Below are 14,109 nucleotides of genomic sequence, written 5' to 3'. Positions count from 1 at the left end.
ATTTATCTTATGGTAAATTTGACTACAAGTGTAAAACAAATTTTCTATATTAACAAAATATTAAGGTTATTTTTTTTCAATTCTGATTAATCCTAATTCATTTTTATTAATGTTGTAAAATCCAAACAAGAATTGAAATAAAAAATATAGAAAATCTAACGTTTTATAAAATTGACAATCAGCTGTTTAAGAAATAATTTAAAAAGAGAGCTTTTTCAGTACATTTTTAAACACCTGATTATCAAAATTTTATTTCGTTAAAAAAAATATAAGTCTTTCAAAAAGGTTAGTAATGATTTTATTTATTTAATTTGTCAAAATTTATCTCACATATGGTTGAAAATGTAGAAGACAAAACTGCTCTAAAAAATGAAAACAGTGCGATGAATGCCATCACGATTGACTGTGTTATTTTTGGATTTGATAAAGGCAGCCTTGAAGTGCTTTTGGTGCAGCATGCTGAAGGAATCAGTAAAGGAAAATGGGGACTTCCGGGTGGATGGATTTATAAAAAAGAAAGTACCGACAACGCCGCTCATCGTTTGCTGAATGAGCTTACGGGTCTTGATAATATTTATCTGGAACAGTTGAAAGCATTTGGAGATCCAGATCGTTTTCCGCTACGACGCGTTATCACAATTGGATATTATGCGCTAGTAAAAAGAGAAGATTATAACATTAAAGCAGGTTTTACGGCTTCGGATGCAAAATGGTATAAAATCAATGAAATTCCAGATTTGATTTACGATCACAATGAAATTTTAGATTATAGCATAAAACATCTTAGAAGTAGAGTTCGCCAAACACCTATTGGTTTTAACTTATTGCCAGAAAAATTTACTCTATTACAATTAATGCATTTGTATGGAGAAATTTTAGGAATTGAAATGGATAAACCAAACTTTAGAAGAAAAATTCTTCATATGAAACTTCTGGTTGCATTAGACGAAAAACAACAAGATGTATCGCACAGAGCTGCACAATTGTATAAGTTTGATCCAGAAATTTATAAAAAACTAACTGAAAAAGGATTCAATTTTGAATTCTAATTTTCAATACAAATTAATAATACGATAATAATAAATTGACTGAAATAACCACTAATCAACATAAACCAGCCGTAGACGGAATCACAATTGACTGCGTTTTCTTCGGTTTTAATAAAGAGAGTCTAGAAGTTCTCTTGGTTCAGCACGCTCAAGGCGAAAGTATCGGTAAATGGGGGTTACTTGGCGGATGGCTTCAAGCTGATGAAAGTGCCGATGATGCCGCACAACGTATTTTACAGGAACTTACCGGACTTGAAGATATTTATCTAGAACAGCTAAAAGCCTTTACAAATCCGAAGCGTGTTTTAGAAAGACGTGTTGTCACTATTGGCTATTATACATTGGTTAATCGTGAAGATTATAATATTAAAGCCAGTTTACGAGTTATTGAAGCAAAATGGTATAAAATAAATGAGATTCCTGATTTGATTTTTGATCATAACGAAATCCTGAATGTCAGTTTAATGCAATTGCGTAATCGGGTGCGTCAAGCTCCAATCGGATTTAATCTTCTGCCAGAAAAATTTACTTTATTACAATTAATGCATTTATACGAGGAAATTCTCGGAATTGAATTGGATAAGTCCAATTTTAGAAGAAAAATTCTTCATATGAAACTGCTGACAGAATTGGATGAAAAACAAAAAGACGTTTCGCATAGAGCCGCAAAACTCTACAAATTTGATGACGAAATGTATAAAAAACTAACTCAAAAAGGATTCAATTTTGAGTATTAACAGAACAGCCTAAAGAAAATCTTTAGGCTGTTTCTTATTTTTTACGGAATGCAGACGATTATTACATTACAATAACCTCCCACAATGCCGGGAAACTTAGAAGGATCTTCTGTTCCAGAATTAGCGGCAACTCCTTGGCCACTTGGACAGATTGATGTTGGCACACCATTTCTTGGTCCGCATACTGTTCCCAATGTTCCTCCTGTAATACTTTTCATTTGTTCTCTGGTAAGCTTTTCATACTTTTGAGTAAGCTTTGTGATTTCTTTTTCCATAATTCTTGGGGTTTAATTAGTAAATAAACATTTCATTAGTATTCTTGAATTTGAATTGTCCTGTACACTGACATTTCAAAAAAAATATATGAAACCAAAAGGAGATCAATCTTATGGTTAAAATGACTACAAGTTTAATCAAATTAATCCAAAGTGACAATTATTCGTACAAAAAATACATTTTCATCACCAAAATGTTTATTTCACCATTATTTACTAAATTTTAATTCCGTCAATCTTAATCAAATAAAATATTCTTCAAGTTTTAACCTCAAAAAACAATAGGAAAGCAAAAAGTTTAAAAGCTGAAAAACAGGTTTTTGACTTCTGTATTCAAAATCGAGCAACTAAATTCCAGAATCCAAAACTTTGCGCTATCTTTGCGCCTTAACAACACGTTATAAAGCAATTGTTTTATCGTGTTTTATTCCCAAAAAAAACACTAAAACTCGATTAGAGAACTGATATATACAAATGAAGAAGATACGTAATTTTTGCATTATTGCACACATTGACCATGGTAAAAGTACATTAGCAGACCGATTACTAAGTGCTACACAAACCGTTACAGCTCGTGAAGAAAAAGCGCAATTGCTTGACAACATGGACTTGGAGCGCGAGCGTGGAATTACCATTAAGAGTCATGCCATTCAGATGGAATACAAATACAAAGGCGAAGAATATATCTTAAACTTAATTGATACTCCTGGACACGTTGACTTTTCGTACGAAGTTTCAAGATCGATTGCTGCCTGCGAAGGTGCGCTTTTGATTGTAGATGCTGCGCAAAGTATCCAGGCACAAACAATTTCAAACTTATATTTAGCTCTTGAAAACGACTTGGAAATTATTCCAGTTTTAAACAAAGTCGATTTGCCAAGTGCTAATCCAGAAGAAGTTAGTGATGATATTATCGATTTACTTGGTTGTAAATTAGAAGATATTATTCACGCGTCAGGAAAAACTGGTTTTGGTGTTGAGAACATTCTTGCTGCCATTATCGAAAAAATTCCTGCTCCAAAAGGTAATCCAGAAGAACCATTGCAAGCTTTGATTTTTGACTCGGTTTACAATCCATTCCGTGGAATCGAGGTAATCTTTAGAGTTGTAAATGGTGAAATCAAAAAAGGCCAGAAAATTAAATTCATGGCTACAGATAACGAATATTTTGCTGACGAAATTGGAACTTTAAAATTAAATCAGGTTCCTAAAAATGTAGTTTCGGCAGGAGATGTTGGTTACTTGATTTCTGGAATTAAAGAAGCTCGTGAAGTAAAAGTGGGTGATACAATTACGGATGCAAAAGTTCCAACAACTAATATGGTTGCTGGTTTTGAGGATGTAAAACCAATGGTATTCGCAGGTATTTATCCTGTTGATACAGAAGATTATGAAGATTTACGTTCTTCAATGGAAAAATTACAATTGAATGATGCTTCGTTAGTATTTACTCCTGAAAGTTCTGCAGCATTAGGATTTGGTTTCCGTTGCGGATTCTTAGGAATGCTTCACATGGAAATTATTCAAGAACGTTTAGAGCGTGAGTTCGACATGACTGTAATTACAACAGTTCCTAACGTTTCGTATTTGGCTTACACGAAGAAACATCCAGAAACGGCAATCGTTGTAAACAATCCTTCAGATTTACCAGAGCCTTCAAAATTGGATAGAGTTGAAGAGCCATTTATTAAAGCTACTATCATTACAAAATCTGACTTTGTTGGAAACGTAATGAGTTTATGTATTGAAAAACGTGGTTTAATTACCAACCAAACCTATTTAACAACTGAACGTGTTGAATTGAACTTTGACATGCCTTTGGCAGAAATTGTATTCGATTTTTATGATCGTTTAAAAACAGTTTCTAAAGGTTATGCTTCTTTTGATTATTCTCCTATCGGAATGAGAACTTCGAAATTAGTTAAATTGGACGTTCTTTTGAATGCTCAGACAGTTGATGCTCTTTCAGCATTGATCCACGAAGATAACGCTTACAATATCGGTAAAAAAATGACTGAGAAATTACGTGAATTAATCCCAAGACAGCAATTTGATATTCCGATTCAGGCGGCAATTGGAGCTAAAATTATCGCTCGTGAAACGATTAAAGCACTTCGTAAAGACGTTACCGCAAAATGTTACGGTGGAGATATTTCGCGTAAGCGTAAACTTCTTGAAAAACAGAAAAAAGGTAAAAAACGTATGCGCCAGGTAGGAAACGTTGAGATTCCGCAAGAAGCATTTATGGCTGTTTTGAAATTGAATGACTAAGTTTTTCTTTTTAGAGAATAGAAGAAAGAAACAAGAATATAGATTAAACCCGATAACGAAAGTTGTCGGGTTTTTTATTTGAATATAATCCATTTCTTATCTTTTAAAATTTGTAAGCCAAAACTTATAATTTATGAAATTATTAACTTAATCGCTTGTTTTTTAACGCTTTCAGATAAATTTAAAGTTAATTTTAAGATAAAATTGTATTTTTAATCTTACAACTTTAAAAAATAAAAGATTATGAAAACCAAATTTTCTGTTATTCTAGCGTTATTTACATTTTACTTTGCAAGTGCTCAGCAAGATCAAGTTGATTCAGAAATGAATTCTGCAAAAGGAATTACTTTTCAACATGGAGATATGTTTATAGAAGGTTCTATCCAGATCACTACTGGTGGAGATAAAGACTATTATGCTTTTAATCCCAAATTTGGATATTTTCTTAATGATAAATTTGCCGTTGGAGGACAATTGAGCTATTCCAGCAATAAAGTTGAAGCAACCGATGAAAAAACTAATATTTTTGGAATCGGTGGTTTCGCAAGATATTATGTATTGGAACTCGATAAAAAACGATTCAAAGCTTACGGAGAAGTAGGTTTAGGATACGGTAGAAATAAATACGAAAGCCCAATTACTGGTACAGACAACAGCAATAGTCTAACAGCCAATATCAATGTTGGGTTAAATTACTTCTTAACTAAAAACATTGCAGTTACTTTTACTCTTGCTAATTTATTATCATACAACAGTGTTTCTCCAGAAAACGGCCCATCTTCAGATACTTTTCAATTAAACATCAACTTATTTGAAAACATCTTCGATCAACCAAAATTCGGATTATTGTTTAGATTTTAATTCGTTTATAATATAACTCAAACCCCTCAATAATTCAGTTTATTGAGGGGTTTTTCTTAAGACATGAGTGTCCCGCATATTCCTAGACCAATAATGAGATAAAGCGCTCCGATAATAAAACAAACCTTTGCTCCATTGGGATGATTTTTCTTAATTGCTAAGCCAATGATTGTCATTAAAATTGGCGGTCCCACCATAATCGCTATAAAAAATGCGACCAAACCTCCTAAATTACCTACTTCTAGTGCTGTCATATACTTTATGCATTAGTTCTTAATTCTTCTAGTCTTTTTACTTTATCATCTCTGTAAAACAAATTCATGGTTTCAAAAGGAATTATTTTATTGTCCTTATTGACAATATGCACACATGATTTTTTTATTGCTCTTACATCAAAATTATATGCATCGATAAACTGCATGATAATAATTCTAAAGAGATTGTCGTAACCTAATTCTGGTGCATCAATATTAGGAAGGCAACATAAAATCGATTTCAAGTTTTCTTGCGCTACTTCTACAGAATTTCCCGTGCTAAACAGATCTATCATTTTGCCGCGGAGCACTTCATCTTGTTCGTAAATAATCGTGTTTTTACTATTGTCTAATAAATCGTTCGGATTAATATATCGTGTTAGTGGAAAAACTTCTTCTCCTAGTTTCAAAGCATAACCCATAACTAAAGCATCGGGATTACAAGGAACTGGAAGTAAATCATCTGAATTAAAAACATTGGTTTGCTCCAGAATTTTTCTTCTTACTTCTGTTAATGTCATTCGATCGGTTTCTAAATTGAAATTCTCCAATCGGCCCGCAATTTGAGTTGGCTGAAATGTAACGCCACGAACGCATTTTTGCTTTAGGGCAAACTCAATAATTTTACCTATTTCATGATCGTTTAATCCTTTTTGAAGCGTAACCACCAAAGTTGTAGACAGATTAACTTCGTTTAGATTTTCTAAAGCTTGTTTTCGTATTTCGCTTAAATCAGCTCCACGCAACTCTTGCAATACACTATCTTCAAAAGAATCAAACTGAAGATAGATCTCAAAATCTGGAGCATAGCTTTTTAGTCTCTGAACGAATTCTTTGTCTTTTGCAATTTTAATTCCGTTTGTGTTTAACATTAAATGCTTTATCGGAATTGATTTTGCATAATCTAAAATTTCAAAAAACTCAGGATGTATGGTTGGTTCTCCTCCACTAATCTGCACCACGTCTGGCTCTTTTTCATTTTTAACAACCGTATCAAGCATAGCTTTTACTTCTTCGAGAGTTCTGTGTCTACCATAATTAGGTGATGAACCTGCATAACAAGTTGGGCAAGTTAGATTACAACGATCTGTAACCTCAACAACTGTAAGACAAGAATGCTGTTCGTGATCTGGACATAAACCACAATCGTACGGACAACCATAATGCGTTTTTGTATTAAAAGTATACGGCATTTCAGATGGTTTATTATAATTTCGGATATTCTTGTAATATTGAATATCGTCGGCAATTAAAACCTTTGAGTTTCCATGCTCTGGGCATCTTTTAAGCATATAGACGTTTTCGTCTTCAAAAACAATTTTAGCATCAATTCTTTTTAAGCATTCTGGACAAAGGCTTAATGTAAAATCATAATAAGTATATTTTCTAACTGGCATTTTTTACAAATAAATTTAAAATTGTTTTGTTATAATAGAGCAGACAAATTAAACATAAGATCTGAATGGAACTAATTCCGAAAATTAGGAAATAATTGGGTTTCAGAAATTCTACGAAAAAGCGAAACGCAAAATAGGCAATCATAAAATACTGAAATAACAATCCGTTTTTTAAATTTTTGGTTTTCAATTTCTTCAAAAGAAAAAACAGAACAATCAGAAAAATTAATTCGTATAAAGCAATTGGATGCCTCATAATATTGTCGCCAAGATTCATCCCCGTAAAAAAAGTCGTTTCTTTTCCGTACGTAAACTCATTGGTTCCAGATAAAAAACAGCCAACTCTGCCTATAAAAATTCCTAGAATAATCGGAAAGGTAAATAAATCTCCTGATGATTCTTTTTCTCCAATAATCTTCTTAGCAAGTTCGACACCTAATAATCCTCCAAACAATCCTCCCATAATTGTTTTGGCATTAAAGAGTTCTAAAATAGATTTGACATCAGAATGAAAAATAGGATTTTCTAAAAAACCCATAATTCTAGACCCCAAAAAAGCTCCAATTGCCGCACCCAAAATAATCGAAAACCTGTTTGTGGAAACAATAGTATCATTCGTTCTTTTTCTCAAAAAAACATAATATCGGTATCCTAAAAAAAATGCCAAATATTCTAGAACTAAATGGATATTAATTTCATAACCAAAAATAACTGGCTCAAAAGGAAGCTTCATTCGATACTTTAAAATTTAATACTATAATTCTGTAAAGATGCAAAAAAATGTTTAAATTCATTTGACTTATAAAGTAAAAGCTGTTTCAATTTGGAACAGCTTTTTTTATTCTCTTTAGTTTTTACATTTGTATCTTTGAATCTTTGCATCAGCAAAAAGACTTAGAATCTCAGCAACTCAGAACCTTAGAATCTTAAAAAAAATGCTTGACGAAACCCCAAAACGATTTGACCGAATTGTTGCCATTCTTATTCAATTGCAGTCTAAAAAGATTGTAAAAGCACAAGAATTGGCCGATCGTTTTGAGTGCAGTTTAAGAACTATTTATAGAGACATTAGAACTTTGGAAGCATCTGGAGTTCCTATTTATAGTGAAGCTGGAGTTGGTTATGCTTTAATGGACGGATATAGACTTCCGCCAGTTATGTTCACGCGCGAAGAAGTGAGCAGTTTTATTGCGGCCGAAAAGTTAATGCAAAAGTTTACTGATCCTACATTGGGAACACATTATGCGTCGGCGATGTACAAACTGAAATCGGTTTTAAGAAGCAATGATAAAGATTATCTTTCAAACATCGAATCAAGAATTGTAATGCAGGAAGCAGAACCAATGTTTAATGATAATTCGCCTAATACTTTGGCTGTGCTTTTTGAGGGAATTGCGGAGAAAAAACAAATTCTTTTAACTTATAAAACCTTTGAAAAAGAAGAAACCACACAACGAAATTTAGAACCTGTTGGCGTTTTTCATGATAATAACAATTGGTATTTTCTGGGTTATTGCCATCTTAGAAAAGATTACCGCCAGTTTAGAACCGATAGAATTCAGGAAATAAAAAAAACAGATCTTGATTATACAATAGAACACGATTCTCTGGAAACTTATTTAACAAAATCTGATAAGATTCCAACCACAAAAGTTCGAATTCTGGTTCAGAAAAAAATCGCGCGATACTTAGCAACCGAAAGGAAATATCACGGCTTTATTTCTCAAAAAGAAATTGGAGACGAAATCGAAATGACCTTTATGTCTCACAGTCTGCAAGATGGTTTTCCGAGATGGTTTTTAATGTTTGGAGATTATGCCAAAATTTTGGAACCAGAATCTTTAAAAACAAGAGTTTTAGAATTATTAGAAATCAATCGACAAAGGCTCCTATAAAAAAACTCCCAAAGAAATTCATTTCATCTTTGGGAGTTTTTTATTTATTGATTTGCCTTTACAACATTATAAAAATTATAATCGGTGTTTGAGGCATCTGTAATTCCAACATTTCGTCCTATTGTTACAATCTGGCCTCGATGATACGTTCCATGATTGATAACTTGGATTAAATATTCGGAAATGGGCAGTTCACATTCAAACCACGGATTTACGATTTTAACTTCTTTCATTAAATCTTCTTCAGATAATGAGTTAATAAGATGTTTCAATTTTGTAGACGAATTTAATAATCCGGCAAATATTTCCTCTTTTGACAAATCGCTTTCTGCTTTCTTTTCTGTTAATGAAGATTCGGAAATGACAGAAAACCAATATTCCTCAGTAGACCAGATATGATCAAGCGTTTTCATAATTGTAGAAAAACTCGACGGCACTTCTGCATAAAGCAATTCAGCCGATTTCGGCGAAAGCCAATTTACAAATTGTTGATTTACCCATAAATTATAATCTGCATAATTGGACATTATCTTCTTTAAACTCATAGCCTTAGTTTTAGATTTCTGATATTAAGTTACTAAAAAAACATCAATTATCTTTCCCAGAAAAATGGTGGTTCGATATTTAAAGCTCTTAAATAAACATAAGCTTGTCCGCGGTGATGCACTTCATTATCAATAAAATATAAGATATTCTGAATTACAGGAAATTCATATTGTCCAAAAAGGTTAAAGGTCTCGCTAAAATCTTCAACTGATAATTGTTCCCAATATTTATTGATTTCTTCTGTTGCTTGATCCCATTTTTCAAGATATTGTGCTTTGAAAATTAGTTTTTCAGTTCCTTCTGAGAATGGTGCAGTTTCTTTCGTTACAATTCCTTTTAAACCTGGAACTGCAATAGCCAAAAGCTCATCTACTAATTTTGCAAAAGGTCTCATTCCGCCAATCGAAAATTCGAAGAAATCTTTTTCTGGAAAAATCTCAATTAAACGACGTGTAAGTGCTCTGTGTCCTTGCCAGTGTTTTAATAAATCTTCTGAAGTAATAACTTGTGCTTCTAATGTTTTCATGGTTTTAAAGTTTAAATATTTTTAATACTTCAAAAGTAAAATGGGCTGGTGACAACAGTTTGTCAGCAGTAAAAAAATAATTTTAAAATATTTTTTCCTGCTGTAGAAACGCAGCTTCCGCTAGGTGAAAAAAGATTATGAAAAAAGGCTTTAGTCAAAACGTTAAAGTTCGGCTAAAGCCTTTTTATATTTGCATTAAGCTGACCTCCAGCTAAAGCAGGAGGCAATTATTTTTTTAGACAACAATATAAATCTCCTAGAAAAAAAACTTAGAACCTTAGTATCTCAGAATCTTAGCATCTTTAAAAAAATCCTTTGTACCTTTGCACCTTAATAACTTTGGAACTTAACAGAAATGATTGAAGATAAAAATCAGCAGAGAACTAGTATAGCTCAATTGGGCGAATTTGGTTTAATTGACCATTTAACCAAAAACTTTGATGTTACTCAGGAATCGACTTTAAAAAGTATTGGCGATGATGCTGCCGTTCTTGATTTTAAAGATAAGAAAGTAGTAGTTTCAACCGATTTATTAATTGAAGGCGTTCATTTTGATTTGGCTTACATGCCTTTGAAACATTTAGGTTATAAAGCGGTCGTAGTAAATGTTTCTGATATTTGTGCAATGAATGCGAAACCGACACAAATTACGGTTTCGGTTGCTGTTTCAAATCGTTTTCCTCTTGAAGCTTTAGAAGAATTATTTGCAGGAATTACACACGCTGCAAAAGAATACAAAGTTGATGTTATTGGCGGTGACACAACCTCATCTCAAAAAGGATTAATTATCAGTATTACCGCAATTGGAGAAGCTGACGAAAATGAATTGGTTTACAGAAACGGAGCCAAACAAACTGATTTATTGGTTGTAACTGGCGATCTTGGTGCCGCTTATATGGGATTGCAGGTTTTAGAACGTGAGAAACAAGTTTTTCAGGTTAACCCAAACAATCAGCCCGATTTAGATCCTTATACTTATTTGGTAGAACGCCAATTGAAACCTGAAGCTAGAAAAGATGTTCGCACTTTACTTCATGCTTTAGATATAAAACCAACAGCAATGATCGATATTTCAGACGGATTATCTTCTGAGATTATTCATATCTGCAAGCAATCTAAAGTGGGTTGTAATTTATATGAAGATAAACTTCCGTTAGATCCGCAGTTTATTTCTACTTGCGAAGAATTTAATATCGACAGCACGACGGTTGCCATAAATGGCGGTGAAGATTACGAACTTTTATTTACAATTGACATTAATGATTTTGATAAAATAAAAGGAAATCCGAATTTCTCTGTTATTGGCCATATGGCAGAAGAAAATGAAGGAATTCATCTTGTAACCCGCGCCAACACAAAAATTGCTTTAAAAGCGCGCGGATGGGATGCTTTGACAGAATAAAGCAAACAAAACTCTAAATAAAAAATTCCAAATTCCAAAAGCTAGTCTAGCTATCAGAATTTGGAATTTTTTTTATTGTTTCTTACGATTTTAATTTTATCCTAAAAGTCCTTTGCTTCTTGCTTCTTTCACCAAATCAGAATCAGAATCATTTTTAATTTTCAATAACTCTTTCAAATGCTTTTTTCTTTTTTCAATAGCTTTTAAAGAAATGGGAACATGCTGCAGCATTTCCTGAATTGGGGTTCCTTTTGCTAAATGAACTAATATTTGTTTATCGTATTGATCTATTTCGATAGCATTATGTGTGGACTGATTGAGCATTTTTACAACCGATTGGCTATAGTATTTTTCATTTTTCATCACTTTATCAAAAGCCAAAAGCAATTCGTCAAAAGTAAGGTCATTTTTAATAATCAATCCGTTTGGCTGAATTGTTCTAATAATAGTTTTGATCTTTAGCAATTCTGTATACATTGTCAAAAGAATGATCTTGCACGAAGGCATTTTTTTCAGAAGTAGCTTTGCAAGATCTTCACCAGAAAAGATCTCTTTTTCTTCGTAAGGAGGCATACTGATATCTAAAAAAGCAATATCAAACTCGGGCGTGTTCTCATTTTCTATTATATCATAACCAGATCTACAATCATGTGCCTGTGCAATAAAAAAATCGTATTGTTTTGTATTATAACGAGTTATAGCATTTTTATATCCTTCAATAATAAACGGATGGTCGTCTACTATTAAAATATTCTTTTTAACTAATTGTGGAACTGAAGTTGGTAAGTCAAATGTCATTATGCAGGTTATTATTTGGGTCTATTGGGATTTCTATAGAGAGAATTGTTCCTTCTCCCTTGGCAGATTTTATCGTAACTGTGCCCTTACATTCTTTTACTCGATATTCTATATTATGCAAACCTATTCCATTTTTGGTTCTATTGGTATTAAATCCAATTCCGTCATCTTCTATCCTTAGAACCAAATTATTGTTTTCATTTTTAAATTCCACTCTAATAATATCGGCTTCAGCATATTTATTACAATTCTGGAGTCCTTCTTGAACAATTCGATATAAATTGATTTTTTCAATATTACTCATCAAATCCCATTTTATATCGGGATCAAAAAAAGTAATCAATTTCGAACTATATGTATTTATCTGATCTTCAAATAGTTTATTCAAAATCGAAACAAAATTATTAATTAATTCCGATTTCTCTCTATTTAAATCATGCGAAATTTCTCGAATATCTTGTTCCACATTTTTTAGTTCGGTAAGATATTTTTTTCTTTTAGGAACAGCCTCGATTTCGTCAAGTTTATCCAAACTGTCCAAGCTTATTCTAATACCAAACATGCGCCCTAAAATACCATCATGCAATTCCTGCGCTACTCTTTTCTTTTCCTTTATTCGTGTAAGCTCAATTTCATTTTGCTGCGAAATCATCAAATTATAAATGTCTTCATTTGCAATCTGCTGTTGTTGCTTAAAAAGAAGTTCGCGATTTTTGGCCTGTTGTGTTTTATAAACATAAAAAAACAACCCGAGCAATGTACAAATACTAAATACATAAACCAAAGTTTTATTCTTTTCTTGAAGGCTAGAATTTTGGTCTTTAATTTCGTTGGTCTCATATTCAATACGAGAGAATTTTTCTCCCATATTGCGCTCTGCTTTAAGCATTTTATCATTTAACTGAATGTACTCTTTAGAATATTTTGCTGCGTTTTTAGGATCTACGGCAGCAATTTGCTTCAATGCTTGTAAAGTATTGTTTAGCTTATCAGATGAACGCGAAAGAAGTAAAGCTTGTTTAGAAAATTCAACAGCTTTTGCAGTATCCTTTTTTAAAGCATAATATTCCGACAGATGAATCTGATTGGATATCATTTCCATTTTTAATCCTAAACTATCTCTAATTTTTAAAGATCTATAAAATTGAGCAGGCAGACCATCCACTCTGTTAGATTTTAATTTAGAATAGGCTAAATTATCTAACAACATCGCATACAGAATGGTTTTTTCTTCAAATAGATTTTTTTCTTCTAATCCTTTCTCAAAACAAGATATTGCTTGCGTATAATTCTTCATACGCAAGTAAACAAAACCAATATTGTTTAATGAAGTAGCTTTTAATTGAAAATCTGATGGAATGGATTTATCATCTAAAGTTTTCAGTGCTTTGTTTTGGTAATCTATTGCTTTGTTATATTCTTCTCTTTCGTTAGAAAGTATACCGAGAAGGTTATAACATTCATAAAGCTGTTCATTGACATCTTTTTTAGTTTTTAAAATTTCTAAAGCTTTAAAAACCGATATTTCACTCTCAAAGAAATCTGCTTCATTATACTGAAGGCTTGCTTTGCTTATTAGTGTTTTTGCCAAATTATACTGATCATTAATTTGCAAATAAATCTTTTGAGCTTTGAAATAGCTTCTGAAAGCGCTATCAGAAATCATTCTATTACTATAATAATCTCCAAGATAAGTATAGGCTTTTGCCATATAAGCAGAATCTTTAGCAATTATTGCTCTATTCAAGACAAGCTCAGATATTACTTTAAATGATTCTAAATCATTCATATTAAAGTATCTATTAGCAATCTTGAACAAATTTGCTCTAGAAAGAGAATCGTTTTTCTTTTTTTCTACTACAGATAATGCTTTTTGAGTATACTTCTGTTTAGATTCATAGCTTAAGCTTATGTCATTAGCTAATGATAAATAAACAGAAAGGCTATCTTCTGTAGAATTTGTGTTCTTGGTTAAATCATTTTTCTTGGTACACCCAATTAAAAACAACACCAAAAATGAAGACAATAATATTTGGAAGCTTTTTTTCAATATAATTGCGAATTTTCCCAAAAATACTAAAAAAAAAAGCTGTCAAAA

The 14,109-nt window shown here is 32.2% G+C and carries 14 protein-coding genes; 6 read left to right on the top strand and 8 right to left on the bottom strand.

Annotated elements, in window-relative coordinates:
• Positions 1-332 precede the first annotated feature (332 nt).
• Complete coding sequence (locus JC605_RS05695) at positions 333-1,049, top strand: NUDIX domain-containing protein (protein ID WP_198855266.1); 717 nt, start codon at positions 333-335, stop codon at positions 1,047-1,049.
• Positions 1,050-1,084: 35 nt separating this feature from the next.
• Positions 1,085-1,786: an NUDIX domain-containing protein gene (locus JC605_RS05690; protein WP_198855265.1), complete on the top strand. Its 702-nt coding sequence runs from the start codon at positions 1,085-1,087 to the stop codon at positions 1,784-1,786.
• A gap of 41 nt (positions 1,787-1,827) precedes the next feature.
• On the opposite strand, the gene JC605_RS05685 is transcribed toward JC605_RS05690, so the two are convergent.
• On the bottom strand, positions 1,828-2,061 hold the full coding sequence (locus JC605_RS05685) for a hypothetical protein (RefSeq protein ID WP_198855264.1): 234 nt from the start codon (positions 2,059-2,061) through the stop codon (positions 1,828-1,830).
• 474 nt (positions 2,062-2,535) lie between these two features.
• Here JC605_RS05685 and lepA point away from each other — a divergent pair, with 474 nt between their 5' ends.
• Complete coding sequence (gene lepA / locus JC605_RS05680) at positions 2,536-4,332, top strand: translation elongation factor 4 (RefSeq protein ID WP_198855263.1); 1,797 nt, start codon at positions 2,536-2,538, stop codon at positions 4,330-4,332.
• A gap of 243 nt (positions 4,333-4,575) precedes the next feature.
• Positions 4,576-5,193 carry an outer membrane beta-barrel protein gene (locus tag JC605_RS05675; protein ID WP_198855262.1) on the top strand — a complete coding sequence of 206 codons (618 nt, stop codon included), beginning with the start codon at positions 4,576-4,578 and terminating at the stop codon, positions 5,191-5,193.
• A gap of 56 nt (positions 5,194-5,249) precedes the next feature.
• Here JC605_RS05675 and JC605_RS05670 read toward each other — a convergent pair whose 3' ends face one another.
• The 3 genes from JC605_RS05670 to JC605_RS05660 are packed head-to-tail and all read right to left on the bottom strand — an operon-like array spanning position 5,250 to position 7,577.
• Entirely contained in the window at positions 5,250-5,447 is a 198-nt protein-coding gene (locus JC605_RS05670; RefSeq protein ID WP_233074030.1) for a hypothetical protein, read from the bottom strand.
• A gap of 5 nt (positions 5,448-5,452) precedes the next feature.
• Positions 5,453-6,844, bottom strand: a complete 1,392-nt coding sequence (locus tag JC605_RS05665; RefSeq protein WP_198855261.1) for a radical SAM protein — start codon at positions 6,842-6,844, stop codon at positions 5,453-5,455.
• Positions 6,834-7,577, bottom strand: a complete 744-nt coding sequence (locus JC605_RS05660) for a prolipoprotein diacylglyceryl transferase (protein WP_198855260.1) — start codon at positions 7,575-7,577, stop codon at positions 6,834-6,836. Before JC605_RS05660 ends, JC605_RS05665 begins: the two co-directional genes overlap by 11 nt.
• Positions 7,578-7,779: 202 nt before the next feature.
• Here JC605_RS05660 and JC605_RS05655 point away from each other — a divergent pair, with 202 nt between their 5' ends.
• Positions 7,780-8,739 carry a YafY family protein gene (locus JC605_RS05655; RefSeq protein ID WP_198855259.1) on the top strand — a complete coding sequence of 320 codons (960 nt, stop codon included), beginning with the start codon at positions 7,780-7,782 and terminating at the stop codon, positions 8,737-8,739.
• 44 nt (positions 8,740-8,783) lie between these two features.
• Here JC605_RS05655 and JC605_RS05650 read toward each other — a convergent pair whose 3' ends face one another.
• Positions 8,784-9,284 (bottom strand): DinB family protein, encoded by a 501-nt coding sequence (locus JC605_RS05650; protein ID WP_198855258.1) that lies wholly within the window; start codon positions 9,282-9,284, stop codon positions 8,784-8,786.
• Between the two features lie 47 nt (positions 9,285-9,331).
• Positions 9,332-9,811 (bottom strand): DinB family protein, encoded by a 480-nt coding sequence (locus JC605_RS05645; RefSeq protein ID WP_198855257.1) that lies wholly within the window; start codon positions 9,809-9,811, stop codon positions 9,332-9,334.
• 355 nt (positions 9,812-10,166) lie between these two features.
• Here JC605_RS05645 and thiL point away from each other — a divergent pair, with 355 nt between their 5' ends.
• Positions 10,167-11,213 carry a thiamine-phosphate kinase gene (gene thiL, locus JC605_RS05640; protein WP_198855256.1) on the top strand — a complete coding sequence of 349 codons (1,047 nt, stop codon included), beginning with the start codon at positions 10,167-10,169 and terminating at the stop codon, positions 11,211-11,213.
• A gap of 96 nt (positions 11,214-11,309) precedes the next feature.
• Here the strand turns inward: thiL and JC605_RS05635 are convergent, their stop codons facing one another.
• Both JC605_RS05635 and JC605_RS05630 read right to left on the bottom strand, forming a co-directional pair.
• Entirely contained in the window at positions 11,310-12,011 is a 702-nt protein-coding gene (locus JC605_RS05635) for a response regulator (protein ID WP_198855255.1), read from the bottom strand.
• Complete coding sequence (locus tag JC605_RS05630; protein ID WP_198855254.1) at positions 12,001-14,061, bottom strand: tetratricopeptide repeat-containing sensor histidine kinase; 2,061 nt, start codon at positions 14,059-14,061, stop codon at positions 12,001-12,003. Before JC605_RS05630 ends, JC605_RS05635 begins: the two co-directional genes overlap by 11 nt.
• Positions 14,062-14,109 lie beyond the last annotated feature (48 nt).

This window comes from Flavobacterium sp. IB48 (genome assembly GCF_016405855.1).
GTDB classification, from domain to species: Bacteria; Bacteroidota; Bacteroidia; order Flavobacteriales; family Flavobacteriaceae; genus Flavobacterium; species Flavobacterium ginsengisoli.
This window is presented reverse-complemented; position numbering and strand designations above follow the sequence as displayed.

Coding starts and splice junctions, on each gene's coding strand:
- JC605_RS05695 (WP_198855266.1), top strand. CDS start 333: ATGGTTGAAAATGTAGAAGACAAAACTGCTCTAAAAAATGAAAACAGT.
- JC605_RS05685 (WP_198855264.1), bottom strand. CDS start 2,061: ATGGAAAAAGAAATCACAAAGCTTACTCAAAAGTATGAAAAGCTTACC.
- lepA (WP_198855263.1), top strand. CDS start 2,536: ATGAAGAAGATACGTAATTTTTGCATTATTGCACACATTGACCATGGT.
- JC605_RS05675 (WP_198855262.1), top strand. CDS start 4,576: ATGAAAACCAAATTTTCTGTTATTCTAGCGTTATTTACATTTTACTTT.
- JC605_RS05670 (WP_233074030.1), bottom strand. CDS start 5,447: ATGACAGCACTAGAAGTAGGTAATTTAGGAGGTTTGGTCGCATTTTTT.
- JC605_RS05665 (WP_198855261.1), bottom strand. CDS start 6,844: ATGCCAGTTAGAAAATATACTTATTATGATTTTACATTAAGCCTTTGT.
- JC605_RS05660 (WP_198855260.1), bottom strand. CDS start 7,577: ATGAAGCTTCCTTTTGAGCCAGTTATTTTTGGTTATGAAATTAATATC.
- JC605_RS05655 (WP_198855259.1), top strand. CDS start 7,780: ATGCTTGACGAAACCCCAAAACGATTTGACCGAATTGTTGCCATTCTT.
- JC605_RS05650 (WP_198855258.1), bottom strand. CDS start 9,284: ATGAGTTTAAAGAAGATAATGTCCAATTATGCAGATTATAATTTATGG.
- JC605_RS05645 (WP_198855257.1), bottom strand. CDS start 9,811: ATGAAAACATTAGAAGCACAAGTTATTACTTCAGAAGATTTATTAAAA.
- thiL (WP_198855256.1), top strand. CDS start 10,167: ATGATTGAAGATAAAAATCAGCAGAGAACTAGTATAGCTCAATTGGGC.
- JC605_RS05635 (WP_198855255.1), bottom strand. CDS start 12,011: ATGACATTTGACTTACCAACTTCAGTTCCACAATTAGTTAAAAAGAAT.